25 protein-coding genes, 1 tRNA gene and 1 pseudogene are annotated in these 23,790 nt (G+C 58.4%); 16 read left to right on the forward strand and 11 right to left on the reverse strand.

Annotated features, from left to right (window positions below; all coding sequences use genetic code 11):
* Positions 1-44 precede the first annotated feature (44 nt).
* Positions 45-1,691 (reverse strand): class I fumarate hydratase FumA, encoded by a 1,647-nt coding sequence (gene fumA / locus IMX17_RS23490; protein ID WP_094143170.1) that lies wholly within the window; start codon positions 1,689-1,691, stop codon positions 45-47.
* 349 nt (positions 1,692-2,040) lie between these two features.
* On the opposite strand from fumA, the gene IMX17_RS23495 reads away from it, so the two are divergent.
* The 6 genes from IMX17_RS23495 (at position 2,041) to ruvX (ending at position 6,245) form a co-directional block, all read left to right on the forward strand.
* On the forward strand, positions 2,041-2,553 hold the full coding sequence (locus tag IMX17_RS23495; protein WP_094143168.1) for a SprT family zinc-dependent metalloprotease: 513 nt from the start codon (positions 2,041-2,043) through the stop codon (positions 2,551-2,553).
* Positions 2,554-2,654: 101 nt separating this feature from the next.
* Positions 2,655-3,350: a deoxyribonuclease I gene (endA, locus tag IMX17_RS23500; RefSeq protein WP_025304243.1), complete on the forward strand. Its 696-nt coding sequence runs from the start codon at positions 2,655-2,657 to the stop codon at positions 3,348-3,350.
* 69 nt (positions 3,351-3,419) lie between these two features.
* Complete coding sequence (gene rsmE / locus IMX17_RS23505; RefSeq protein ID WP_025304244.1) at positions 3,420-4,151, forward strand: 16S rRNA (uracil(1498)-N(3))-methyltransferase; 732 nt, start codon at positions 3,420-3,422, stop codon at positions 4,149-4,151.
* Positions 4,152-4,161: 10 nt separating this feature from the next.
* Positions 4,162-5,112: a glutathione synthase gene (gshB, locus tag IMX17_RS23510; RefSeq protein WP_046897322.1), complete on the forward strand. Its 951-nt coding sequence runs from the start codon at positions 4,162-4,164 to the stop codon at positions 5,110-5,112.
* A gap of 147 nt (positions 5,113-5,259) precedes the next feature.
* Positions 5,260-5,823 (forward strand): YqgE/AlgH family protein, encoded by a 564-nt coding sequence (locus IMX17_RS23515; protein ID WP_004937452.1) that lies wholly within the window; start codon positions 5,260-5,262, stop codon positions 5,821-5,823.
* A complete protein-coding gene (gene ruvX / locus IMX17_RS23520) occupies positions 5,823-6,245 on the forward strand; it encodes a Holliday junction resolvase RuvX (RefSeq protein ID WP_015379046.1) in 423 nt (140 codons plus the stop codon). The genes IMX17_RS23515 and ruvX overlap by 1 nt, the downstream gene beginning before the upstream one ends.
* Here ruvX and IMX17_RS23525 read toward each other — a convergent pair.
* A complete protein-coding gene (locus IMX17_RS23525; RefSeq protein WP_193550276.1) occupies positions 6,242-7,264 on the reverse strand; it encodes a type IV pilus twitching motility protein PilT in 1,023 nt (340 codons plus the stop codon). The two genes, ruvX and IMX17_RS23525, sit on opposite strands and share 4 nt — an antisense overlap.
* Positions 7,265-7,284: 20 nt before the next feature.
* On the opposite strand from IMX17_RS23525, the gene IMX17_RS23530 reads away from it, so the two are divergent.
* The 6 genes from IMX17_RS23530 to hemW are packed head-to-tail and all read left to right on the forward strand — an operon-like array spanning position 7,285 to position 11,452.
* Positions 7,285-7,992 carry a YggS family pyridoxal phosphate-dependent enzyme gene (locus tag IMX17_RS23530; RefSeq protein ID WP_042785369.1) on the forward strand — a complete coding sequence of 236 codons (708 nt, stop codon included), beginning with the start codon at positions 7,285-7,287 and terminating at the stop codon, positions 7,990-7,992.
* Between the two features lie 19 nt (positions 7,993-8,011).
* Positions 8,012-8,833, forward strand: a complete 822-nt coding sequence (gene proC / locus IMX17_RS23535) for a pyrroline-5-carboxylate reductase (RefSeq protein ID WP_046897320.1) — start codon at positions 8,012-8,014, stop codon at positions 8,831-8,833.
* Positions 8,834-8,864: 31 nt separating this feature from the next.
* On the forward strand, positions 8,865-9,419 hold the full coding sequence (locus IMX17_RS23540) for a YggT family protein (RefSeq protein WP_042785370.1): 555 nt from the start codon (positions 8,865-8,867) through the stop codon (positions 9,417-9,419).
* Positions 9,416-9,706, forward strand: coding sequence for a DUF167 family protein YggU (gene yggU, locus IMX17_RS23545; RefSeq protein ID WP_004948014.1), 291 nt, complete (start codon positions 9,416-9,418; stop codon positions 9,704-9,706). Before IMX17_RS23540 ends, yggU begins: the two co-directional genes overlap by 4 nt.
* Before the next feature lie 17 nt (positions 9,707-9,723).
* A complete protein-coding gene (locus IMX17_RS23550; RefSeq protein ID WP_193550277.1) occupies positions 9,724-10,317 on the forward strand; it encodes an XTP/dITP diphosphatase in 594 nt (197 codons plus the stop codon).
* Positions 10,310-11,452 carry a radical SAM family heme chaperone HemW gene (gene hemW / locus IMX17_RS23555; RefSeq protein ID WP_193550278.1) on the forward strand — a complete coding sequence of 381 codons (1,143 nt, stop codon included), beginning with the start codon at positions 10,310-10,312 and terminating at the stop codon, positions 11,450-11,452. Before IMX17_RS23550 ends, hemW begins: the two co-directional genes overlap by 8 nt.
* Positions 11,453-11,489: 37 nt before the next feature.
* Here the strand turns inward: hemW and IMX17_RS25300 are convergent.
* The 5 genes and pseudogenes from IMX17_RS25300 to trmB all read right to left on the reverse strand — a co-directional run.
* Positions 11,490-11,573: pseudogene (locus tag IMX17_RS25300) on the reverse strand (DUF2442 domain-containing protein); the annotation flags it as partial.
* A gap of 118 nt (positions 11,574-11,691) precedes the next feature.
* A complete protein-coding gene (locus IMX17_RS23560; RefSeq protein ID WP_193550279.1) occupies positions 11,692-12,414 on the reverse strand; it encodes a DUF2884 domain-containing protein in 723 nt (240 codons plus the stop codon).
* A gap of 30 nt (positions 12,415-12,444) precedes the next feature.
* Positions 12,445-13,368, reverse strand: coding sequence for a glutaminase B (gene glsB, locus IMX17_RS23565; protein ID WP_193550280.1), 924 nt, complete (start codon positions 13,366-13,368; stop codon positions 12,445-12,447).
* Positions 13,369-13,463: 95 nt separating this feature from the next.
* Positions 13,464-13,790, reverse strand: a complete 327-nt coding sequence (locus IMX17_RS23570) for a YggL family protein (protein WP_019456098.1) — start codon at positions 13,788-13,790, stop codon at positions 13,464-13,466.
* A complete protein-coding gene (gene trmB / locus IMX17_RS23575; RefSeq protein ID WP_004937410.1) occupies positions 13,790-14,509 on the reverse strand; it encodes a tRNA (guanosine(46)-N7)-methyltransferase TrmB in 720 nt (239 codons plus the stop codon). Before trmB ends, IMX17_RS23570 begins: the two co-directional genes overlap by 1 nt.
* 175 nt (positions 14,510-14,684) lie before the next feature.
* Here trmB and mutY point away from each other — a divergent pair, with 175 nt between their 5' ends.
* The 3 genes from mutY to mltC all read left to right on the forward strand — a co-directional run bounded on the left by mutY (position 14,685) and on the right by mltC (position 17,194).
* Complete coding sequence (mutY, locus tag IMX17_RS23580) at positions 14,685-15,785, forward strand: A/G-specific adenine glycosylase (RefSeq protein ID WP_046897316.1); 1,101 nt, start codon at positions 14,685-14,687, stop codon at positions 15,783-15,785.
* Positions 15,782-16,054 (forward strand): oxidative damage protection protein, encoded by a 273-nt coding sequence (locus IMX17_RS23585; RefSeq protein WP_004937404.1) that lies wholly within the window; start codon positions 15,782-15,784, stop codon positions 16,052-16,054. The genes mutY and IMX17_RS23585 overlap by 4 nt, the downstream gene beginning before the upstream one ends.
* 63 nt (positions 16,055-16,117) lie before the next feature.
* The gene (gene mltC / locus IMX17_RS23590) at positions 16,118-17,194 is read left to right on the forward strand and encodes a membrane-bound lytic murein transglycosylase MltC (protein ID WP_033644661.1); all 1,077 of its coding nucleotides are present in this window, start codon (positions 16,118-16,120) and stop codon (positions 17,192-17,194) included.
* A 48-nt stretch (positions 17,195-17,242) separates the two neighbouring features.
* On the opposite strand, the gene speF is transcribed toward mltC, so the two are convergent.
* Positions 17,243-19,408, reverse strand: coding sequence for an ornithine decarboxylase SpeF (speF, locus tag IMX17_RS23595; RefSeq protein WP_193550285.1), 2,166 nt, complete (start codon positions 19,406-19,408; stop codon positions 17,243-17,245).
* A 706-nt stretch (positions 19,409-20,114) separates the two neighbouring features.
* Here speF and IMX17_RS23600 point away from each other — a divergent pair.
* A tRNA-Phe gene (locus IMX17_RS23600) sits at positions 20,115-20,190 on the forward strand.
* A gap of 192 nt (positions 20,191-20,382) precedes the next feature.
* Here IMX17_RS23600 and IMX17_RS23605 read toward each other — a convergent pair.
* From IMX17_RS23605 to IMX17_RS23615, 3 genes are all read right to left on the reverse strand, one after another.
* Positions 20,383-21,414, reverse strand: coding sequence for a site-specific integrase (locus IMX17_RS23605; RefSeq protein ID WP_182265373.1), 1,032 nt, complete (start codon positions 21,412-21,414; stop codon positions 20,383-20,385).
* Positions 21,415-21,502: 88 nt separating this feature from the next.
* A complete protein-coding gene (locus IMX17_RS23610; protein WP_182265374.1) occupies positions 21,503-23,203 on the reverse strand; it encodes a TraI domain-containing protein in 1,701 nt (566 codons plus the stop codon).
* Complete coding sequence (locus tag IMX17_RS23615) at positions 23,197-23,625, reverse strand: hypothetical protein (RefSeq protein WP_227414681.1); 429 nt, start codon at positions 23,623-23,625, stop codon at positions 23,197-23,199. The genes IMX17_RS23610 and IMX17_RS23615 overlap by 7 nt, the downstream gene beginning before the upstream one ends.
* Positions 23,626-23,790 lie beyond the last annotated feature (165 nt).

Consider the following 23,790-nt stretch of genomic DNA (forward strand, 5'->3'; position numbering starts at 1 on the left):
CACAGTCCCCCTTCACCGCCCGCGGGCGGCGAAGGGGGCAACGCTTATTTCAGGCAGCTGGCGCATTGGCCGGCCTGGATCTTCTGGAAGAAGTCATTGCCTTTGTCATCCACCAGGATAAACGCCGGGAAATCTTCCACTTCGATTTTCCAGATCGCTTCCATGCCCAATTCAGGGTACTCCACGCACTCCAGGCTCTTGATGCTCTGCTGCGCCAGCACCGCCGCCGGGCCGCCGATGCTGCCGAGGTAGAAGCCGCCGTGCTTGTGGCAGGCATCCGTCACCTGCTGGCTGCGGTTGCCTTTCGCCAGCATGATCATGCTGCCGCCGTGAGATTGCAGCAGATCGACGTAGGAATCCATACGCCCGGCGGTGGTCGGCCCCAAGGAACCGGACGCATAGCCTTCCGGCGTTTTAGCCGGGCCGGCGTAGTAGATCGGGTGATCCTTGACGTACTGCGGCAAGCCTTCACCGCGATCCAGGCGCTCTTTCAGCTTGGCGTGCGCGATATCGCGGCCAACGATGATGGTGCCGCTCAGCGACAGGCGGGTGGAAACCGGATACTGCGACAGCTGTTTGAGGATCTCGGCCATCGGGCGGTTGAGATCGACCTTGATCGCCTCGCCTTCCCCGGCCTGGCGCAGCTCCTGAGGAATGAATTTACCCGGATTGTGCTCCAGTTTTTCCAGCCAGATGCCGTCGCGGTTGATCTTGCCTTTGATGTTGCGGTCCGCCGAGCAGGAGACGCCCATGCCAACCGGGCAGGAGGCGCCGTGGCGCGGCAGGCGCACTACGCGGATATCATGTGCGAAGTACTTGCCGCCGAACTGTGCGCCCAGCCCCAGGTTCTGCGCTTCTTGCAGCAGTTCCGCTTCGAGTTCCAGATCGCGGAACGCCTGACCATGCTCGTTGCCTTCGGTCGGCAGGCCATCGTAATACTTGGTCGAGGCCAGTTTGACGGTTTTCAGCGTCGCTTCCGCCGAGGTGCCGCCGATGACGAACGCCACGTGATACGGCGGGCAGGCCGCAGTGCCCAGCGTGCGCATCTTGTCGACCAGGTAGTTTTTCAGCTTGCCCGGCGACAGCAGCGCCTTGGTTTCCTGATACAGATAGGTTTTGTTGGCGGAGCCGCCGCCCTTGGCGATGCACAGGAACTTGTACTCTTCGCCGTCCACGCTGTAGAGATCGATCTGCGCCGGCAGGTTGCTGCCGGTATTGACCTCTTTGTACATATCCAGCGCGGCGTTCTGCGAATAGCGCAGGTTCTCTTCGATGTAGGTGTTGTAGACCCCGCGCGACAACGCTTCTTCATCGCCGCCGCCGGTCCAGACGCGCTGGCCCTTTTTGCCGACGATGATCGCCGTGCCGGTGTCCTGGCAGGTCGGTAAAATACCCTTGGCGGCGATTTCTGAGTTACGCAGAAATTGCAGCGCAACGTACTTGTCGTTTTCGCTGGCGTCCGGATCTTTGAGGATATCGGCCACCTGCTGTTGGTGCGCCGGGCGCAGCATGAACGACGCGTCGTGGAACGCATGCTGGGCAAGCAGGGTTAACGCTTCAGGGGCAACTTTCAGTATTTCCTGGCCTTCAAACTCGCTCACGGAAACGTGGTCGCGGCTCAGCAGGTAATAGTCGGTATCGTCTTTCTTCAGTGGGAACGGATCTTGATAGTGGAACGGTTTATTCGACATTGATCTCTCACTTGCAACATCAGCTGCGTTAAATTCACACTTGCGGCGCGCGAGGCGGCGCCTTGTCAAAAAACTGCCTTCACCTTACGTATTTTTAATCAGTCAGTTATTGCGCCAAATCGCAAAATAACCGCTCTTTGCGTAAGGGATTGCCACAGGCGGTGTTTCAACCCTGCTCGGTGAGAACTGCGGGTACAGGCTCATCATGCACGCTTTATTATCCCGCAGTTAACACATTGATTACAATCCATCGGTGGCGATCGCTTTATCAATGTGGCGAAAAAGCGCCGGATGCGATTTGCGCCGGTGCGTATTGTCAGCCGCCGCGCCATTGCTTAAGCTAGCCGCAATGAACAAACCGAGAATCCCCATCGCGCTGCAACAAGCGGTGATGCGCTGCCTGCGAGAAAAGCTGCAGTTGGCCCGCCAGCATTTTGCCGTCGAGTTCCCCGAACCCAGCATCGTCTATCAGCAACGCGGCACCAGCGCGGGCACCGCCTGGCTGCAAAGCTGGGAAATCCGCCTGAACCCGGTGCTGCTGCTGGAAAACCAACAGCCGTTTATCGATGAAGTGGTGCCGCACGAACTGGCGCACCTGCTGGTGTTTCGCCAATTCGGCCGGGTGGCGCCGCACGGCCGCGAATGGCGCTGGATGATGGAAAGCGTGCTGCTGACGCCCGCCAGCCGCACTCACCGTTTCGAAACCGCCTCGGTGCAAAGCAAGACCTTCCCCTACCGCTGCGCCTGTGGGCAGCACCAGCTCACCATTCGCCGCCATAACCGCGTGCTGCGCGGCGAAAGCGAATACCGCTGCCGCCGGTGCGGCGAAAAACTGAAATTTCTTGCTAGCGAGAACCTTTAGTTAAACGATTTATACGTTAAAACAAGCAAATATCGCCATTTGCCACTACCGGCAAGTTCCGTTACCCTGCCTGCTTTTCCAATTTTGAGCTGTTTTGGAATATGCTTCGCAGAATTTTGTTTATGGCGGTTTTCGCCGCAGGCGCCGTACAGGCGCACGGCATCAATAACTTCTCTCAGGCCAAAGCGGCGGCGGCCAAGATTAACCAGGATGCGCCGGGCAGCTTTTACTGCGGCTGCCGCATCGACTGGCAAGGCAAGAAGGGCATTCCGGATCTCGCCGGCTGCGGCTATCAGGTGCGTAAAAACGCCCAGCGCGCGCAGCGCATCGAGTGGGAACACGTGGTGCCGGCCTGGCAGTTCGGCCACCAACTGCAGTGCTGGCAAGACGGCGGACGCAAAAACTGCAATAAGGACGCCACCTATCGCCAGATAGAAACCGATCTGCACAACCTGCAGCCGGCGATCGGCGAAGTGAACGGCGACCGCAACAACTTCATGTACAGCCAATGGAACGGCGGCGCAGGCCAATACGGGCAGTGCCCAATGAAGGTGGACTTCAAGAATAAACAGGCAGAGCCGCCCGCCCGCGCCCGCGGCGCCATTGCCCGCACCTACTTCTACATGCGCGATCGCTACCAGCTGCGGCTGTCACGCCAGCAAACCCAGCTGTTCGAGGTGTGGAACCGGCAATATCCGGTGAGCCAATGGGAATGTCAGCGTGAAGCACGTATCGCCAAGGTGCAGGGCAACCACAACCCCTATATTCAACAGGCTTGTCAGCAGCGGAAAAGCTAACCTACTATAGCCTTTATCTTTCATGGCGCCGCCAACCCGCGGCGCCGTTTCGTCAGGATCAGACTACCCATGCGCATACCCCGCATTTACCATCCGCAGCCGTTGACCGACCGGGCGGAGATCGCCCTCAGTGAGGACGCCGCCAACCACGTCGGGCGCGTGCTGCGCATGAGCGCCGGCCAGGCGCTGCAGCTGTTCGACGGCAGCAACCAGGTGTTCGACGCCGAGATAGTCCGGGTGGACAAAAAGAGCGTGCTGGTGCGCCTCGGCGACGGCCGCGTGGAGGACATCGAATCGCCGCTCAACCTGCATCTGGGCCAGGTGATCTCGCGCGGCGAGAAGATGGAGTTCACCATCCAGAAATCCATCGAGCTGGGCGTCAACGTCATCACCCCGCTGTTTTCCGAGCGCTGCGGCGTCAAGTTGGACGGCGAGCGTCTGGCGAAGAAAATCCAACAATGGCAGAAGATCGCCATCGCCGCCTGCGAACAGTGCGGCCGCAACCGCATTCCCGAAATCCGCGAGGCGATGTCGCTGGAGGCCTGGTGCGCCGAGCAGGACGGCAGCCTGAAACTCAACCTGCACCCGCGCGCCAGCCACAGCATCAACACGTTGCCGCAGCCGGTGGATCGCGTTCGCCTGCTGATCGGCCCGGAAGGCGGTTTGTCCGCTGACGAAATCGCCATGACCACCGACCACGGATTTACTGATATTCTGCTGGGACCACGCGTTCTGCGTACCGAAACCACAGCGCTCACCGCCATTACCGCTCTGCAGGTCCGCTTCGGCGACCTGGGTTAAAGGAGAAAAGATGATTAAGCTCGGCATCGTGATGGACCCTATCGATTCCATCAACATCAAGAAAGACACCAGCTTCGCCATGCTGCTCGAAGCGCAGCGCCGCGGTTACGAATTGCACTACATGGAGATGAACGATCTCTATCTGCATGCCGGCGACGGGCGCGCCCGCACCCGCCTGCTGAGCGTGAAGGAAGACAAGGAGAGCTGGTTCAGCTTCGGCGCCGAGCAGGATCTGGCGCTGCACGAGCTGGACGTGATCCTGATGCGCAAGGATCCGCCGTTCGATACCGAATACATCTACGCGACCTACATTCTGGAACGCGCCGAAGTCAAAGGCACGCTGGTGGTCAACAAGCCGCAAAGCCTGCGCGACTGCAACGAGAAGCTGTTCACCGCCTGGTTTTCGGAACTGACGCCGGATACGCTGGTCAGCCGCAGCACCGCGCACATCCGCAAATTCCACCAGCAGCACGGCGACATCATCCTGAAACCGCTGGACGGCATGGGCGGCGCGTCTATCTTCCGCGTGAAGCAGGACGATCCTAACCTGTCGGTGATCATCGAAACCCTGACCGAACACGGCAGCCGTTTCTGCATGGCGCAGAACTTCCTGCCGGCGATCAAGGACGGCGACAAGCGCATCCTGGTGGTGGACGGCGAGCCGGTGCCTTACTGCCTGGCGCGCATTCCGGCGCAGGGTGAGACCCGCGGCAACCTGGCGGCCGGCGGCCGCGGCGAAGCGCGCCCGCTGAGCGAAAGCGACTGGAAAATCGCCCGCGCCGTCGCCCCGACGCTGAAAGAGAAAGGGCTGATCTTCGTCGGTCTGGACGTGATCGGCGATCGCCTGACCGAAATCAACGTCACCAGCCCAACCTGTGCGCGCGAGATCGAGGCGGCATTCCCGATTTCGATTACCGGCATGCTGATGGACGCCATTGAAAAGCGCCTGGCGGCGAAGTAATGCGTCATGCGGGCGGCATGCCGCCCGCTATCCTGTATCGCGCCCGCCAAAGCCCGCCTTTCCGGCAGCGGCTTGAAAGGCGGCGGGTATAGCCGCATACTGGCGGCTGTTTATTTTCTCACCCATTGATTACCTTATACTAACGCCATGAATTTACAGCACCATTTTCTGATCGCCATGCCAACGCTGCAGGATCCTCGCTTCAAGCGCTCGGTGATTTACATTTGCGAGCACAATGAAGAAGGCGCCATGGGTTTGGTGATCAATAAACCGGTGGAGCAGTTCACGGTAGCCACGGTGCTGAGCAAGCTGAAGATCATGCCGCCTGCGCGCGATCCGGCCATCAGCCTGGACAAACCGGTGTTCGCCGGCGGCCCCCTGGCGGACGATCGCGGGTTTATCCTGCATACGCCGCGCCACGGCTTTGGCGCCAGCATTCAAATTTCTCCCAACACCATGATCACCACCTCGAAAGACGTGCTGGAGACGCTCGGCACCCCGGAACAACCGGACGACGTGCTGGTAGCGCTGGGCTATGCAGGCTGGGAAAAGGGCCAGTTGGAGCAGGAAGTATTGGAAAACGCCTGGCTGACCATCGAAGCCAACACCGACATTCTGTTCCGCACGCCGATCGCCAGCCGCTGGCGCGAGGCGGGGAACCTTTTGGGTATCGACATTCGCAGCATCGCCAACCACGCAGGACACGCCTGATGAGTAACCGCACCATTATCGCCTTCGACTTTGGCACCAAAAGCATCGGCGCGGCCGTCGGCCAGGAGTTGACCGGCAGCGCCCGCGCCCTGCCGGCTTTCAAAGCGCAGGACGGTTCGCCGGACTGGCTGAAAATCGAAAAACTGCTGAAGGAGTGGCAGCCGGATTTGGTGGTGGTCGGCCTGCCGCTGAACATGGACGGCACCGAACAGCCCGTTACCGCCCAGGCGCGCAAGTTCGCCAACCGCCTGCACGGCCGCTTCGGCATCCAGATCGATCTGCATGACGAGCGTCTGAGCACCGTAGAGGCGCGCGCCAACCTGTTCGATCGCGGCGGCTTCCGCGCGCTTGATAAAGGCAGCGTGGATTCCGCCTCTGCGGTGGTTATCCTCGAAAGCTGGTTCGAACGGCAGCTGGGCTAAACGCCCGTTCCCTCCCCCGCGCAGTCCCCCAACACACCGGCGTCGATCCGCTGCTGCAAACCTTGCTCAAAGGTTTGCATGCCGGACTGCGCGCCGGTTTGCAACACGCTCGCCAACTGATGCGTTTTCCCTTCACGGATCAGGTTGCTGACCGCCGCCGTCGCCGTCAGCACTTCAAAGATCGCCACTCGTCCGCCGCCGAGGCGTCTCATCAGCTTTTGCGCGATCACCGCTTGCAGGCTGCCCGCCAGCTGGGCGCGCACATAGGGTTTCTCTTCCGCCGGAAACACGTCCACCAGCCGTTCCACCGCCTGCGGCGCGCTGCGGGTGTGCAGCGTCGCCAGCACCAGGTGGCCAGTCTCCGCCGCAGTGAGCGCCAGCCGGATGGTGGCGGTATCGCGCAGCTCGCCCAGCAGGATCACATCCGGATCTTCGCGCAGCGCGGCGCGCAACGCCGCATCGAAGCTGTGGCTGTCGCGGCCGATCTCCCGCTGCTGGATCAGCGATCGCCGGCTGCGGTGCAGAAACTCGATCGGATCTTCCAGCGTCAAAATATGCCGCGGCTGGTGCCGGTTGATCTCGTCGATCATCGCCGCCAGCGTGGTGGACTTGCCGCTGCCGGTGGCGCCAGTGACCAGGATCAATCCGTCGGCGCGCCGCAGCAGCGCCGGGACGATGGCCGGCGCCGCCAGCTCGGCAAGCGAAGGCGATTGCCCGGCGATACGCCGCAACGCGAGAGAAATCCCCGCGCTTTGTTGAAAAACGTTGGCGCGCAACCGCTCCCCGCTCGGCCTGTGCAACGCCAGATCGACCTGCCCCAGCCGCCGCAGGCTCTCGCGCTGCTGCGCATTCAGCAATCCGTCACAGAGGGCCTGCGCGCCTTGCGCCGTCAGCGTTGGCACCGCCGCCAGCGGCTGCAGTTCACCGTCGATGCGCAACATCGGCGGATGACCGGCACAAAGGTGCAGATCGGAAGCATTATGCTTTACACTAAGGGCCACGAATTCATCGATATCCATATCACTCTCCCGGGTCAATAATGAGCACTATCCAACAGAACCTGCAGGATGTCAGAAACCGCATCGCGGCCGCCGCGCAAAACTGCGCGCGGGCGCCGGAAGACGTTGCTCTGCTTGCAGTCAGCAAAACCAAACCTGTGGCGGCGATCGAAGAAGCCATCGCCGCCGGCCAGCGCGCCTTCGGCGAGAACTACGTGCAGGAAGGGGTAGACAAGATCCGGCATTTCGCCGAGTCGCCGCAGGGCGGCGAGTTGGTGTGGCACTTTATCGGCCCGCTGCAATCCAATAAGAGTCGGCTGGTGGCGGAACACTTCGCCTGGTGTCATACCGTGGATCGACTTCGCATCGCCCAGCGCCTGAGCGATCAGCGCCCGGCCGACATGCCGCCGCTCAACGTGCTGATTCAAATCAACATCAGCGATGAGCAGAGCAAATCCGGCATCGCGTTGAACGAACTGCCGGCGTTGGCCGACGCAATCGCTGCGCTGCCGAATCTGGCGCTGCGCGGCCTGATGGCCATCCCGGCGCCGGAAACGGATTATCAGCGGCAGTTGGCGGTATTCAGCCGGATGAACGACGCATTTCTCGCCCTGCGTCAGCGTTATCCGCAGGCCGATACGCTGTCGATGGGCATGACGGACGATATGGCGGCAGCGATCGCCGCAGGCAGCACCCTGGTGCGCATCGGCACCGCAATTTTTGGCGCCCGCGACTACTCGCAGGCCTGACAAACAGACGAGGGATTTGATGCAACATCGCAAGATTACCTTTATCGGCGCCGGCAACATGGCGCGTGCAATCATCGCCGGCCTGGTCGCGGGCGGCTATCCGGCCAAATCCATCAGCGTCTGCGCCCCTTCGCCGAAAAACCGTGACGCGCTGGCGGCGGACTACGGCATCGTCAGCAGCGGCGACAACGTCGCCTGCGCGCGTGAAGCCGACGTCGTGGTGCTGGCGGTCAAACCGCAGATGATGGCCGACGTGTGTCAGCCGCTGCGCGAACAGGTCGATTTCGGCGGCAAACTGGTGCTGTCGATCGCCGCCGGTATTCAGGTCAGCCGTTTCTATCAGTTGCTCGGCGACCAACTGGACATCGTGCGCATCATGCCCAACACCCCGTCGCTGGTCGGCAAGGGCATGAGCGGGCTGTACGCGCCGGCGCAGGTCAGCCAACAGGATCGCGACTACACCGCCGATTTAATGGCGTCGGTCGGTAAAGTTTGCTGGGTAGATGACGAAAATGGCATCAACGGCGTGATCGCCGCGGCGGGCAGCGCCCCGGCTTATTTCTTCCTGTTTATGGAAGCGATGCAAAAAGAGGCCGAACGCATGGGCTTCGACAGCCAGACCGCGCGCGATCTGGTGCAGCAGGCCGCTTCCGGCGCCGCCGCGCTGGTTGAAGCCAACCCGGATACGCCGCTGGGCACACTGCGCGAGCAGGTGACCTCCAAAGGCGGCACCACCGCCGAAGCGCTGCGGGTGTTCAACGAACGCCAACTGCCGGAAACCGTGGCGCAAGCGATGCAGGCCGCCGTTTCCCGTGCGCAAGAAATGGAAAAATTATTTTAAATAACCCCGAGTTAAGGAGAAGGACCACTTCATGCTAACGCTGACTTTCCTGGTCAAGACCGTTATTGATCTGTACGTGATGGTGCTGTTGCTGCGCATTTGGATGCAATGGACGCGCACCGATTTTTACAACCCGTTCTCGCAGTTTGTGGTGAAGATCACCCAACCGGTGGTCGGTCCGCTGCGCCGCATCATCCCATCGCTTGGGCCTATCGACAGCGCTTCGCTGCTGCTGGCGTTTCTGCTGATGACCATCAAGTACCCACTGCTGCTGCTGATACAAAGCCACGCGCTGTCGCTTAGTCCGTATAACCTGCTGTTCGGCCTGATCTCGCTGGTCAAGTCCGCCGGCTACCTGATCTTCTGGGTGATGATCATTCGTGCGCTGATGAGCTGGGTAAGCCAGGGCCGCAGCCCGATCGACTACGTCATGTACCAACTGACCGAACCCTTGATGGCGCCGATCCGTCGCATCATCCCGGCGATGGGCGGCATCGATTTTTCCGCCATGGTCGTGATCCTGATCCTCTATCTGATCAACTACCTGGGCATGGATGTGTTCGGCGAGATCTGGTTCCTGCTGTGAGTGCAGTCACTCCCGTGCTGGACGGGCTGGCGATCAGGCTATATATTCAGCCGAAAGCCAGCCGCGACCAAATTATCGGCTTGCATGGCGACGAACTGAAAGTCGCCATTACCGCCCCGCCGGTCGACGGCCAAGCCAACGCCCATTTGATCAAGTTTATCGCCAAGCAGTTCAAAGTGGCGAAAAGCAACGTCACCATCGAGAAAGGCGAACTGGGGCGGCATAAACAGTTACGCATCGTGAATCCGCAACAGATCCCCGCCGTGGTCGCGGCGCTCATCGAATAATTTTCAAGGTAGTCATTATGCAAAAAGTCGTTCTTGCCACCGGTAACCCGGGCAAAGTGCGCGAACTCGCCGACCTGTTGGCCGATTTCGGCCTGGACGTGGTCGCGCAAACCGATCTGGGCGTGGAATCCGCCGAAGAGACCGGCCTGACGTTTATCGAAAACGCCATTCTGAAAGCGCGCCATGCGGCACAGGTCACCGGCCTGCCGGCGATCGCCGACGACTCCGGCCTGGCGGTAGATGCGCTGGGCGGCGCGCCGGGCATCTACTCCGCGCGCTACGCCGGTGAAGACGCCGACGATCGGCAGAACCTCAACAAGCTGCTGGCGGCGATGAAAGACGTGGCGCCGGGCCGGCGCGGCGCGCAATTCCATTGCGTGCTGGTCTATCTGCGCCATGCGGCAGACCCGACGCCGCTGGTGTTCCACGGCAGTTGGGCCGGCGAAATCACCGAGCAGGCCGCCGGTGAAGGCGGCTTCGGTTACGATCCGGTCTTCTACGTGCCGGAGCTGGGCCGCACCGCCGCCGAGCTGAGCCGCGACGAGAAGCGGGCGATTTCGCACCGCGGCAAGGCGCTGAAGCTGATGTTGGAAGCCATGCGCAATGCTTAAGCTGCCCCCGCTGAGTCTCTACATCCATATCCCGTGGTGCGTGCAGAAATGCCCGTACTGCGACTTCAACTCCCATGCGCTGAAGGGTGACGTGCCGCATCAGGAGTATGTCGATCATCTGTTGGCGGATCTTGATGCCGACCTGCCGCTGGCCGGCGGCCGGGAAATCAGCACTATCTTTATCGGCGGCGGCACCCCCAGCCTGCTGAGCGCCGAGGCGATGCAAGCCTTGCTGGACGGCGTGCGGGCGCGCATTCGCGTCGCCGACGACGCCGAAATCACCATGGAGGCCAACCCCGGCACCGTGGAGGCCGATCGCTTCAGCGGCTACCAGCGCGCCGGCGTCAACCGCATCTCCATCGGGGTGCAAAGCTTCAGCGCCGAGAAGCTGAACCGTCTGGGGCGCATCCACGGCCCGGAAGAAGCCAAACGCGCGGCGACGCTGGCGACCGATCTTGGCCTGCGCAGCTTCAACCTCGATCTGATGCACGGCCTGCCGGATCAGTCGCTGGAAGAGGCGCTGGACGATCTGCGCCAGGCTATCGCCCTCAATCCGCCGCACCTGTCGTGGTATCAGCTGACCATCGAGCCGAACACCCTGTTCAGCTCGCGCCCGCCGGTTTTGCCGGACGACGATGCGCTGTGGGACATCTTCGAGCGCGGCCACCAGTTGCTGAGCGCCGCCGGCTATCAGCAGTATGAAACCTCGGCCTACGCCAAGCCGGGCTACCAATGCCAGCACAATCTCAACTACTGGCGCTTCGGCGACTATCTGGGGATCGGCTGCGGCGCACACGGCAAGGTGACCTTCAGCGACGGCCGCATTCTGCGCACCGCCAAGACCAAACACCCGCGCGGCTTCATGCGCGGCGACTACATGGACAAGCAGCATGAGGTGGCGGCGGCGGATCGGCCGTTCGAGTTCTTCATGAACCGCTTCCGTTTGCTGGAAGCCGCGCCGCGCGCCGACTTCGCCAACTACACCGGGCTGGCGGAAAGCATCATTCGCCCGCAGCTGGACGAAGCGCTGGCCAAAGGCTATCTGGAAGAAACCTCGGAGCACTGGCAGATCACCGAGAAGGGCAAACTGTTCCTCAACTCGCTGCTGGAACTGTTCCTGGCGGACGACGAGTAAAAAAAAAGCGCTGAATGATCAGCGCTTTTTTTCATGTTCAGGCGGCATTATGAGGGCGATGCGTCACGTCGCCACGCCCCTTCAGCAATCCCTCAACGGAAACATCCTCGTCCCACGCGTCTCAAAGCTGACGCGTTTAGCCGTACTGATGCCAAGCCTCCAAAACAATGCCTGATAGGTATCAACCAGGATTTCGCTTCGCCTCAGCGTCTCTGATATGGATATGCGATATCTATCCGTTACTTCAACGCCTTCAGCAGATCCTTGCGCTGGGTTTCCAGTGCGGTGACGCGATTGCACACATCGCGGCCGAAGTTCTGGAAGTCCTGCTCCTGGTTGTTCCATTCATTCTGGATAGCCTTCTGCAAGCCGCCCAGGTTGCCCATGATCGCCTGCAGCGGGTTGCCGCCGCTGTTGGCGGCCTGTTTGACGCCCATCTCGTTCAGGCTGTCCTGCAGCACGCCGCCCATGCTCTGCTGCACGATGTTGCGGCCGTCCTGCTCCACCTGGTCGATCGCCTTGTGGTGGAAGGTCAGGCCGTCGCTGCGGTGCTCGATGATGCGGTTCATCTGCTGTTTCAGTTGGCCGTTCAGGGTAGTCAGCCGGTTGCGCACGTTGCTGTTGCTGCCCAGCTCTTTAACGATCACCTTATCCAGCGCTGCGCGGGCTTTCTCCAGGTGTTTCTGCGCGCCATCGTCGATCCACGGCAGCTGCTTGCGCAAGGCGCTCTGGTAACTGAAGGCTTTCTGCCGCTGGCTGTCATTCAGGCTCAGCGCCTGGCCGTTGCGGATCACGTCGCCATCCGGCGAGATTTGCAGATCGCCGCTGGCGCCTTTCACCTGCACGCTCTGCGGGCTGATGATCACATCGTCCTGGGGTTTAACGCTGCACTGGTACTCGGCATGCGCCTGCGCGGCAGTCGCCGCCAGCAGCAGTAAGGCTAACCCGGTTTTCTTCAACATAGCTTCTCCTGACTCCCATCCAGACTGGGATTAAAAAATCGAACGGCCGATACGTTGAGACAACAGTTCCAGCGCCGCAGTTCCCGCCAGCGAGTTGCCGGAAGCATCCAGTTCCGGCGACCAGACGACGATCGACAGTTCGCCCGGCACGATGGCCACGATGCCGCCGCCCACGCCGGACTTGCCCGGCATCCCCACCCGATAGGCGAATTCGCCGGCGCCGTCGTACATACCGCTGGTCATCATCAGGGCGTTGATCTGCCGCGCCTGCAGCGGGCTGATCACCGCCTCGCCGTTGAGATCGCGGCCGTGATTGGCCAGATAGACGAAGCTGCGCGCCAGCTCCACGCAGCTCATGCGCAGCGCGCAATAGTGGAAATAGGTTTGCAGCACGGTGATGACGTCGTTTTCGAAGTTGCCGAACGATTTCATCAGATAGGCGATGGCGGCATTGCGATCGGAGTGTTCGAACTCGGAGCGCGCCACCCGCAGGTCATAGGCCAGGTCGTCTTCACCGGCCAACTGACGCACCACCTCCAGCATCCGCTGTTTGGGGGCGCTGAGTCGGGTTTGCAGCATGTCGCACACCACCAGCGCGCCGGGGTTGATAAACGGATTGCGCGGTTTGCCCTGCTCCATCTCCAGCTGCAGCAGCGAATTGAACGGCAGGCCGGAAGGCTCTTTGCCGACGCGCCGCCAGATCTCATGCTCCTGATAGCGCGTCAGCGCCAGCGTCAGGCTCAGCACTTTGGAGATCGACTGGATGGAGAAACGCTCCGCGGCGTCGCCGGCCTGGAACAGTTCGCCATCCACCGTACACACGGCGATCGCCAGCCGATCGGCGGGCACTTCCGCCAACGCCGGGATGTAGTCGGCCACTTTTCCCTGCCCAATCAGCGGGCGCACCTGTTGCAGGATCTCCTCCAGCAACGCGTTATCCAATGTTGTTACCACCTCGGTCACACTCCGGGCAAAACAAAGGCGCCGTTAAGGCACCTTAGATCAATAAAACGGCGCGGCGCGAAGCCGCGCTCATCGGGCAAGCGCGATCAATCCCACCAGATATCAAACAGATCGCTGACCTTAACGTCGGTCAGTTTGCGCGCTTCCAGCCAGTTTTTCACCAGTTCGCGCTGCTCGTCGGTACAGTGGCCGATCTTCTGCAGGCAGATCAGACCTTCCCACTGCAGGTAGCCGCTGCCGTCAAACGCCAGACCGTTCGGCTCGATCACTTCATCGATGAAGGTATCCAGCGTACTGTCGATATCTTCCACCGACGTGCCTTCGGCGAAGCGCCAGGCTACGGAGAAACCCAACTCCTGAAATTCTTCAATGTGCAACTTTTTACGTAAACGACGACTGCGGTTCTTAGCCATTATTCTTTCCTCTCAAACATCAAGTCCCAAACGCCATGTCCCAGGCGCTGGCCGCGTAATTCAAATTTCGTCAGTGGGCGCGAATCCGGACGCGGCACATAATCATTATCGCTGGAAAGATTACGATAGCCTGCGACCCCGTTCATAACCTCTAACATATGTTCCGCATAAGGTTGCCAATCGGTGGCCATGTGGAAGACCCCGCCGGTCTTCAGCTTGCGCAGCACCAGTTCGACAAACGGCGTTTGCACGATGCGGCGCTTGTTGTGGCGCGCCTTGTGCCACGGATCGGGGAAGAACAGCTGCACCATGTCCAGCGAGCCGTCCGGGATCATGTTTTCCAGCACTTCAACCGCATCGTGGCACATTACGCGCAGGTTGCTCAGCTTCGCCTCGTGGGCGTCGGCCAGGCAGGCGCCCACGCCCGGCGAGTGTACTTCGATCCCTAAAAAGTTCTGCTGCGGGTTGTTGCCCGCCATGGTCACCAGCGAGGCGCCCATGCCAAAACCAATCTCCAGCACCGTCGGCGCTTCGCGGCCGAACAGCGCGGCGAGATCGACAGCGTCAGCCTGATACTCCACGCCCATCACCGGCCAATAGTTCTCCAGCGCGTGCTGCTGGCCTTTGGTCAGCCGCCCCTGGCGGCGGACAAAACTGCGGATACGGCGCATCGCGCGGCCGTTCTCATCAAATTCCGGGGAGATGACGTCATTAATCATAGTGCTTTCTGTCTGTTTGGCTGCCAATTAGGGAAACGCGCATTATGCAAAGATACATTGGTTTAGCAAGTGTTCATCTTCTGTACCCGCCGTGCGGCGTCGGAAAGTTCCGGTTTACAGCATCATGACTCTATGCTGCAATCTCGCTTCATTTTCTGCCGGATAACGACTCTTCATGATGCAAGCACAACAATTCGCACAGGTGGTGCTTGACTGGTACCAGCGCTACGGCCGCAAAACCCTGCCATGGCAGCTGGAGAAAACCGCCTATCAAGTATGGCTCTCCGAAGTGATGTTGCAACAGACTCAGGTTGCCACCGTCATTCCTTATTTTCAGCGCTTTATGGCCCGTTTTCCCAACGTGCGCGCGCTGGCGGAGGCCCCGCTGGACGAAGTGCTGCATCTGTGGACCGGCCTCGGCTATTACGCCCGCGCCCGTAACCTGCACAAAGCGGCGCAGACCATTGTCGCACAGCACGGCGGCGAGTTCCCGACAACCTTCGCAGAAATCGTCGATTTACCGGGCGTCGGCCGCTCCACCGCCGGCGCGGTGCTGTCGTTGGCGCTGGGCCAACATTATCCGATCCTCGACGGCAACGTGAAGCGCGTGCTGGCTCGCTGCTACGCGGTGGAAGGCTGGCCGGGCAAAAAAGAGGTCGAAAACCGGCTGTGGAAAATCAGCGAAGAAGTCACCCCAGCCCAGGGCGTCGGCCAGTTCAACCAGGCGATGATGGATCTGGGCGCCATGGTCTGCACCCGCTCCAAGCCCAAGTGTGAACTCTGCCCGCTCAACGTCGGCTGCCTGTCTTACGCCAACCACAGCTGGGCCAACTACCCCGGCAAGAAGCCCAAGCAGACCCTGCCGGAAAAAACCGCCTACTTCTTATTGCTGCAGCACGGCGACCGCGTGTGGCTGGAGCAGCGCCCGGCGGTGGGCCTGTGGGGCGGCCTGTTCTGCTTCCCGCAGTTCAGCGCGCGCGTGGATTTGGAACTCTGGCTGCAGCAGCGCGGTCTGAAAGGCAAGCGCCTGGAGCAGCTGACCGCGTTTCGCCACACGTTCAGCCATTTCCATCTCGATATCGTGCCGATGTGGCTGTCGCTCGACGCGGCGGGCAGCGGCATGGATGAGGGCGCGGGTCTCTGGTATAACTTAGCGCAGCCGCCGTCGGTCGGGCTGGCAGCGCCGGTGGACCGCCTGTTGCAACAGCTGGCGAAGCAGCCCCCGATCCAACAAAACTTATATGGCGATAGCGCCATCGACGAGGAATTAGCATGAGCCGCACCATTTTTTGTACTTTCCTTCAACGCGACGCCGAAGGCCAGGACTTCCAGCTTTATCCCGGCGACGTCGGCAAGCGCATCTACAACGAGATCTCCAAGGAAGCCTGGGGCGAGTGGATGAAGAAGCAGACCATGCTGATCAACGAGAAGAAGCTGAACATGATGAACGTTGATGACCGCAAACTGCTGGAAGAGGAAATGATCAAATTCCTGTTCGAAGGGCACGACGTGCACATCGAAGGCTATACGCCGCCGAGCGAATAACGCTGTTGGGGCCAGGCGCTGGCCCGCTTCAATCCTTTTATACTTCTTCCAAACGGCTTTAAGATGAAGAAAATTTTAGCTTTGCTCGTAATAGCGCCTTTGCTGATCTCCTGTTCCGGCAAAAAAAGTGAAGAAATCAACGAAGCCTGGATCAAAGACACCAACGGCTTCGACATTCTGATGGGCCAATTCGCCCACAACATCGAGAACATCTGGGGTCTGAACGAAGTTCTGATCGCCGGGCCGAAAGACTACGTCAAGTACACCGACCAATACCAAACCCGCAGCCACATCAACTTCGACACCGGCGCCATCACCGTCGAGACCATCGCCACCACCGATCCGGCCGCGCACCTGCGCCAGGCGATCATCAGCACGCTGCTGATGGGTGACGATCCGGGTTCGATCGACCTCTATTCCGACGCCAACGATATCCAGATCAGCAAAGAGCCGTTCCTGTACGGCCAGGTGCTGGATAACAAAGGGGCGCCGATCCGCTGGGAATGGCGCGCGGCGCACTTCGCCGATTACCTGCTGCAAACCAAGCTGCAAAAACGCACCTCCGGCCTGCACGTCATCTACTCGGTCACCATCCAACTGGTGCCGAACCACCTGGACAAACGTGCGCATAAATACCTGCCGATGGTGCGCAAGGCGTCGGAAAAATACGGCGTGGACGAATCGCTGATCCTGGCAATCATGCAGACCGAATCGAGCTTCAACCCGTATGCGGTGAGCGGTTCGGACGCGCTGGGCCTGATGCAGGTGGTGCAGCACACCGCCGGTAAGGATGTGTTCCAGATGCGCGGCAAATGGGGTACCCCGAGCCGCAGCTACCTGTTCGATCCGGAGAACAACATCGATACCGGCACCGCCTACCTGGCCATCTTGCAGAACAACTACCTGGGCGGCATTCAGAACCCGACCTCGCGCCGCTATGCGGTGATCACCGCCTACAACGGCGGCGCCGGCAGCGTGCTGCGGGTGTTCTCCAGCGACAGAACGCGCGCGGTGGGCATCATCAACGGCATGCAGCCGGGCGACGTGTACCAAACGCTGACCACCAAGCACCCGGCCGCCGAGTCGCGCCGCTATCTGGTGAAAGTGAATACCGCGCAGAAGAGCTACCGCAGAAAGTAGCCCTTCCCGCGTGGATAGAAGAAGGGCCGGTGCGAACCGGCCCTTTTTTCATGGCTTGATCATATAGCCGAAGATGCGCTTCCAGCCGTGATCTTTTTTCTCGATGTAGACCCCCTGCAGCTCCGGCGAGAAGCCCGGCAGGCGGTTGATGCCCTCCTCGAGCGCCAGGAAGTAGCGCTGCACCGCGCCGCCCCACACTTCGCCCGGCACCACGCACAACACGCCCGGCGGATACGGCAGAGCCCCTTCCGCCGCGATGCGCCCTTCCGCCTGGCCGATCGGCACCAGCTCGACGTTGTCGCGGATAAACTCCACGTTGGCGTCCTGCGGGTTCATCACCACCGGCGGGAAATGATCCTGACGGAACATCTCCTTTTGCAGCTGCTTAACGTCAAAGCTGACGTACAGATCGTGCATCTCCTGGCACAGCCGGCGAATGCTGTAGCCGCGGTAACGCTGCTCGTTCTTGCGGTACACCGTCGGCAGCACCACGCTCAGCGGCGCATCCTCTTCGACATAGCGTTCGAACTGCGCCAGCATCTCCACCAGCTGTTCCATCTTGGTCGGGTTCTCCGCCGGGGTCAGCAGGAACAGGATCGAGTTGAGATCGCACTTCTCCGGCACGATGCCGTTCTCGCGCAGGAAGTTGGCCAGAATGGTGGCCGGCACGCCGAACTCGGTGTATTGGCCGGTCGCGGCGTCAATCCCCGGCGTGGTCAGCAGCAGCTTGCACGGATCGACCAAATACTGATCCTGGGCGTAACCTTCGAAGCCGTGCCACGTCTCCCCCGGCACGAAGGTGAAGAAGCGCGCGTCGTTGGCGATCAGATCGGTATCGTAATCCTGCCAGTCCTTGCCCGCTACCTGCAGCGGAATAAACGGCTTCAGCTGCGAGCAGCGCGTGAGCAGCTGTTTGCGCGTCTCGATGCCCAGCTTGACGCAGTCCATCCACATGCGGCGCCCGGCGGGGCCGGCGTGCATCTTGGCGTTGACGTCCAGCGCGGCGAACAGCGGATAGAACGGGCTGGTCGACGCATGCAGCATGAACGCATTGTTCAGATGCTTATGGTTGCAGTGGCGCTTTTGCCCTTTGATATGGTCGTCTTTCTTATGGATCTGGGAGGTCTGCGAGAACCCCGCCTGCTGTTTATGCACCGACTGGGTGACGAAAATGCCCGGATCGTGTTCGTCCAGCTCCAGCAGCAGCGGCGAACACTCTTTCAGCATCGGGATAAAACCTTCGTAGCCCACCCAGGCGGAGTCGAACAGGATGTAATCGCACAGGTGGCCGATGGTGTCGATCACCTGGCGTGCGTTGTAAATCGTGCCGTCGTAGGTGCCGAGCTGAATGATCGCCAGCCTGAACGGCCGTGCCGCCGCGGCCTTCTCCGGCGCCACCTCGCGGATTTGCTCGCGCAGGTAGCGCTCGTCGAAGCAGCGCGCATCGATGCCGCCGATAAAGCCGAACGGGTTGCGGGCGGTTTCCAGATACACCGGCGTGGCGCCGGCCTGGATCAGCGCCCCGTGGTGATTGGATTTGTGGTTGTTGCGATCGAACAGCACCAGATCGCCACGGGTCAGCAGCGCGTTGGTTACCACCTTGTTGGCCGCCGAGGTGCCGTTGAGCACGAAGTAGGTTTTATCGGCGTTGAACACCCGCGCCGCATGCTTTTGCGCATCCTTGGCCGAGCCTTCGTGGATCAGCAGATCGCCCAACTTAACGTCGGCGTTGCACATGTCGGAACGGAAAAGAGTTTCACCGTAGAAATCGAAAAACTGCCGGCCGGCCGGGTGCTTGCGGAAAAACTCGCCGCCCTGATGTCCTGGACACGCAAAGGTCGAATTCTCCATCTCGACGTAGGTCTTCAGCGTTTTGAAGAACGGCGGCAGCAGCGCCTGCTCGTAGGCGTCGGCGGCGGCCTCCAGCTGCGCCATGTAGAATGGCTTGCTGGCGCCGGCCAGCAGCGCAAAGACCCCGCTGACAAACGGCAGATAATCCGGGGAAAGATGCTCGTCCCCTTCCACCGCCACGAAGGTCGGAATATCGAACCCCGTCGCCTGCAAGCGCGCCAGAATGCCGGCGTCCACGTCGGCGACCGACACCACCACCGCCGCCACGTCGGTGTAGTCCGTCTGCTCTACGCGCACGATCTGGCGCAGCGTCTCAATGGTGGCGACCAGGCTGGCGCTGGTTGCGATTTTCAATTCTTTCATCATGCTGACTCTCAAACGGTGAAGGATGAGGGTGTGCCACCGGCACGGTAATGAGATAACGCGGTTATCCCGGTAAAAGCGATACCCGGGCACGGCAGCATAAGCGGCGTGCGTGACCGCCTCATGATCGGGGACCATCAGGCAGCTATCGGGGGGAACTGGTCTTGGCAGCGTCCGACAGGCATCAGTAAAATCAGGGCCGCAGCGCTGGCTTTACGCATGCCTAACAGCGAGCATCAGGCGGCCTTACCGCATGATCGGCAGGCGTATTCGGACGGATGGCGTTCGGAGCAAGCAAAGACGGAACGGTGGCGGCGTCAAAGGTCTGGTGCGCGACAGCGCTCGAGCGACAAAACCAGTCATGCCAATAACCCTCTGACTTATAAGAAGCGGAAACACCGTCAGGGAACGGAGAGTGCTAAAATTTGCGCAATGATTGCATGATTCGTTGCAGGGTTCAAGCGAGAATCATCTGGGTTGAGCTTGCGTTAATGCAATAGTAACTTGTTGTTACTTAACAACAAACATGAAAAATAATATTGACACAGTGGTATAAATACACGTTTTTTATGCATATTTATTGGATGACGATATCGCCACACGCTGTAGCGCCTCGGGTTCGCTGCCTGAAAATAGAGCAACCGATCGGCTTTGTGACAGAAAGCGATTGACGCCATCCGGCCAATACGGTTTAATGCGCCCCGTTGCCCGGATAGCTCAGTCGGTAGAGCAGGGGATTGAAAATCCCCGTGTCCTTGGTTCGATTCCGAGTCCGGGCACCACTAATTCTGCATCAATGCACACTGGTTAAAGAATGAGAACTTTAACGGGTAATTAATACGGAATCGACTTGTCAAAGAGATAACAGAATAACTGTTTACTACCGCGACGTTGCAAGTTGAATTCCTCAAGAAGCATGCCTGTGTTTGCCCACAGGCGTCCCTTTCTCGATCACTGGTGATATTCACAGCAAATCACACCTGTGTCAAGCTTTGTAAGTTACTCGTAGCTGTGATATCCGTATGTAAAACAAGCTCCTGTTCGAGTGCTTTCCCCGCCACTTCCATATCCAATTCGATATACTCCATTGTGGTACTGACGTTACGGTGACCCAGCAGATCCTTCACCAGTTTTAGATTTCTGTCCGGGGATTTCATCAACTCCGTGGCAAGTGTGTGACGGAAACGGTGGGAAGAAATATCGAAGCCACTCTCCCTGGACAACCGACGATAGAAGCTACGAAATGACTGCAGAACGTTCTTCTCGTCATAGATGTAATGAGTATTTCGTGGATTTATGAACCTTTTGACGTCAAAAAGCAGGTCATGCTGGCCAGCACCTCGCTCGATGGCGCGCATTATGAGTAGCTTTATTCGCTCCCTTAATTGACGAACCACCGGTACTTTCCACTCTCGATGTGTTTTGCTACCTTCAAGCCTAAGCTCGATCCAGCCTTGCTCAATGTTCACATCTCTCAGGCGGATGTGGATCATCTGATTGTTACGCATACCGGTATATCGAAATGAGTCTAATACCGTCATCCAGAACCAGGTAGGATAGAGTGCGCACTTTCTACCCTTTACTGATTTTCTCTCCTTCTCCCGCTGTTCATACTGTTGCATCACGAGGTAAAGACGGGTCAATTGAGACTTCGTCAATATTCGCTTTTTCTTAGTATCAGATCGGACTACCGTTCCATTAAAAGGGTTCTCACCGTGCTGAACCAACGCTTTTTTAATCCCCAAATTAAATATTGCCCGCAGATGGGCTACCTTATTGTTCCAGGTATGTACCGAAAGGTTTTTCTCTTTTAACAGATGCCTACGCCAAAGCAACACATCCCTTTGCGTCACCATTCCTGGTGTTATAGCTTCGCCAATAAAACGAGTAAATGTTAGTGCTACTTTCCTATAACTCCATTCCGTTGCTGAACGGAGTTGTTTGGTAAAAAAATATTCCTCGAGTAACAACTCCCACTCGTCATGCATCTTTTCTTCACTTTTCATTTCACAACCTCGAATGAGTTAGTTTATCCACTCACAATCCGTCAGATTTACCCAACATTATTTATGAGATTCTCCCTGTATCAAAACACTACGGGATCACGAGTAGCTGACTATCTTCTGGTATGCGTGCCCCGCCATATAAACTATTTGCCTTAATCAGGTAACCATTGATACGACGATATGTGCCCTCTCTCTCAGGCCTTTTATAAATATATCCAATAAAGAATCGCTGTCCTTTTCGGATCCGATGTCTTCCCATTTTTTCAAATGCCTTTTGGATTGAGCTCCTATCAGTACGCTCCAATTTATTTTCCTTGATATACAGATGAAAAATGTCTGGAACACAGAGAAACACGAAACCACTGACGATATGCGCTCTGGAACCTACGGTATTGACGGATATGTCCCCTTTTCTTATCCCAAGACTCAACCACTGTAGAAAGACGTTCCCAACATGATTTTCCGAATCCAAAATATCTTCCACGTTATTCTCTTCTAACCGTGGATCCTTTGATAAATGTTGAGTTTCTAAAATAGTTGTTGTGACCGTGCTCTTGAATAGTTCAGGATCGATTACGCCTGGTAAAACACAGTCATCATCAATTACACTAGTTATGTCATGTACCGACCCCTGATTTTCTTCAGGAAGGAGGCTCTCTTTCTGAGGGGCGTTTCCCTCTTCTTGGTTATCCAGGCAAGTCGGTACTGACACCTCTGCCGCCATTAATGACAACAGCGCCTGCAGATCTTCTTCCACACCAGCCATCGTTTCTGGCGCCAAAACCATCTCAGCCAAAGGCTTATCCTTGGCCGACACATCCAGAGCCGAGCTAAGTAACACTTCCTTGACTAACGGTGCATTTCCGTTGGACTGATCTAATTTCTCTACCGGCAGTTGCTCCTGAGCGAGAGGAAAATGGGTACTGTTGACTGCGCTTTGCAAATCAATCTCGGGTACTGAAAAGGTGATATCTTCTGTCGCCGGCGCCACTGATGCTATGGCTATTGCCAATGTGTCGGGGTTAGATATCGGTAAAAGCGATACGGCCAAACCATCACCACGAGCCAGTTTGACCGCCTCCAGAGTAATATCGTCAATTGCGGGTAATGTGCTCGGTTGCCTGGACGCTATCATCATCAACGAATGTATCGCCGCCGGTAGTGTTGACAGCCATTCAATAAGCTCTTCAGGCAGTAGTCGTGCCGCAATTATTGCGCTCTGACTGCGGGTTAGGGTCGGGGCCAACGGGGTGGCTCTGAAGCGGAAACGATAAGGTTCACCCGGCACCGTCAAACCAGGTAACCAGGCCAGGCCACTTCGAAGCTCACCCTGGAGCTGAGTCAACAGCGGCAGGAAGTGCCAAAGTGCGGCATAAAATACCACGACATTCCACTGAACATTCTGAGCCGATTGCTCTTCGGGCGCTGCCCCTGGAGGCAACATGTGCCCTTTAGCCAGTCGGACGGCATACGTTGCCGTCTGCAGGGTAACATCAACCAGCCCTCCTTCCCTGGCATATTCCCCCTGAGACGTGGCTGGCAGCACCTGCATTAGAGTGACGAGTTGCTTCAGTGGTTGCAGATAGAAATGTTCATAGAGATCTTTGGGCAACGCGCTGTTCTCCCACAGCTGTTGGAGGCACTGCTGACGAGATACCGTGCTTAAAAGCTGCTCTGCGGATGCCGGCATAAAATAGCCAAAAGGACATTGAGAGGCTGAAATACTTGCCGTGGGATTTGCCGACATAGCCCGGGTTCCAACCAGCAGTTCTTTGATAGCCTTCAACATGCCAGGCCCCCAGCGATATCAACGGGCAGATGCTGTGGGTCAAATTCAATAGCACCACTGCTGAGAAAGGCACTGAGGGTCGTGATAGCTACTCGAGCCAGCGGCCAGTGGCGCGTGTTAAGTTGACGGGTTGCGTCAGTGATCCACAAATTACCTGTCAACCGATGTTGATAATGGCGCCCGAAGTTAGGCCAGGCCAGCTCATGCGACGCCTTACATTCGATATACACGGGGGATTTTTGCTCGGCCTCATCTCTGGCTGCATAGTTATGGGCCAGGTAGAGCATCCCGCAGTACGGGTTTGCCTGAGTAAAACGGATTAATGTAGGCGTTTTGCCGGTGTCGGCAAACGCCCTGTCCACCAGGCGATGGCTGGCCCAATCAATGATGGGAGCCTGTTCGGGCGAATCACAATAAAACATCAGCAACACTCCATAATCACATTACCAACGCGATCCTGCGCAGGTTTGGACGACATACACCACAAGAAAACCTTTTCTCAAAAAGAAAAGATTCATGTCTGAAAATGGGCAACGTTCAATTTTTTTGTTTTAGCTGCCTATTTCAGTGAGCAACAGCATGCTACT

Origin of the sequence: Serratia sp. X3 (assembly GCF_014982455.1) — a bacterium.
GTDB lineage: Bacteria > Pseudomonadota > Gammaproteobacteria > Enterobacterales > Enterobacteriaceae > Serratia > Serratia ureilytica.

Excerpts from the sequence above, each read along its gene's own strand:
- fumA (WP_094143170.1), bottom strand. The coding sequence starts at position 1,691 with ATGTCGAATAAACCGTTCCACTATCAAGATCCGTTCCCACTGAAGAAA.
- IMX17_RS23495 (WP_094143168.1), top strand. The coding sequence starts at position 2,041 with ATGAACAAACCGAGAATCCCCATCGCGCTGCAACAAGCGGTGATGCGC.
- endA (WP_025304243.1), top strand. The coding sequence starts at position 2,655 with ATGCTTCGCAGAATTTTGTTTATGGCGGTTTTCGCCGCAGGCGCCGTA.
- rsmE (WP_025304244.1), top strand. The coding sequence starts at position 3,420 with ATGCGCATACCCCGCATTTACCATCCGCAGCCGTTGACCGACCGGGCG.
- gshB (WP_046897322.1), top strand. The coding sequence starts at position 4,162 with ATGATTAAGCTCGGCATCGTGATGGACCCTATCGATTCCATCAACATC.
- IMX17_RS23515 (WP_004937452.1), top strand. The coding sequence starts at position 5,260 with ATGAATTTACAGCACCATTTTCTGATCGCCATGCCAACGCTGCAGGAT.
- ruvX (WP_015379046.1), top strand. The coding sequence starts at position 5,823 with ATGAGTAACCGCACCATTATCGCCTTCGACTTTGGCACCAAAAGCATC.
- IMX17_RS23525 (WP_193550276.1), bottom strand. The coding sequence starts at position 7,264 with ATGGATATCGATGAATTCGTGGCCCTTAGTGTAAAGCATAATGCTTCC.
- IMX17_RS23530 (WP_042785369.1), top strand. The coding sequence starts at position 7,285 with ATGAGCACTATCCAACAGAACCTGCAGGATGTCAGAAACCGCATCGCG.
- proC (WP_046897320.1), top strand. The coding sequence starts at position 8,012 with ATGCAACATCGCAAGATTACCTTTATCGGCGCCGGCAACATGGCGCGT.
- IMX17_RS23540 (WP_042785370.1), top strand. The coding sequence starts at position 8,865 with ATGCTAACGCTGACTTTCCTGGTCAAGACCGTTATTGATCTGTACGTG.
- IMX17_RS23550 (WP_193550277.1), top strand. The coding sequence starts at position 9,724 with ATGCAAAAAGTCGTTCTTGCCACCGGTAACCCGGGCAAAGTGCGCGAA.
- hemW (WP_193550278.1), top strand. The coding sequence starts at position 10,310 with ATGCTTAAGCTGCCCCCGCTGAGTCTCTACATCCATATCCCGTGGTGC.
- IMX17_RS23560 (WP_193550279.1), bottom strand. The coding sequence starts at position 12,414 with ATGTTGAAGAAAACCGGGTTAGCCTTACTGCTGCTGGCGGCGACTGCC.
- IMX17_RS23570 (WP_019456098.1), bottom strand. The coding sequence starts at position 13,790 with ATGGCTAAGAACCGCAGTCGTCGTTTACGTAAAAAGTTGCACATTGAA.
- trmB (WP_004937410.1), bottom strand. The coding sequence starts at position 14,509 with ATGATTAATGACGTCATCTCCCCGGAATTTGATGAGAACGGCCGCGCG.
- mutY (WP_046897316.1), top strand. The coding sequence starts at position 14,685 with ATGATGCAAGCACAACAATTCGCACAGGTGGTGCTTGACTGGTACCAG.
- IMX17_RS23585 (WP_004937404.1), top strand. The coding sequence starts at position 15,782 with ATGAGCCGCACCATTTTTTGTACTTTCCTTCAACGCGACGCCGAAGGC.
- mltC (WP_033644661.1), top strand. The coding sequence starts at position 16,118 with ATGAAGAAAATTTTAGCTTTGCTCGTAATAGCGCCTTTGCTGATCTCC.
- speF (WP_193550285.1), bottom strand. The coding sequence starts at position 19,408 with ATGAAAGAATTGAAAATCGCAACCAGCGCCAGCCTGGTCGCCACCATT.
- IMX17_RS23605 (WP_182265373.1), bottom strand. The coding sequence starts at position 21,414 with ATGAAAAGTGAAGAAAAGATGCATGACGAGTGGGAGTTGTTACTCGAG.
- IMX17_RS23610 (WP_182265374.1), bottom strand. The coding sequence starts at position 23,203 with ATGTTGAAGGCTATCAAAGAACTGCTGGTTGGAACCCGGGCTATGTCG.
- IMX17_RS23615 (WP_227414681.1), bottom strand. The coding sequence starts at position 23,625 with ATGTTTTATTGTGATTCGCCCGAACAGGCTCCCATCATTGATTGGGCC.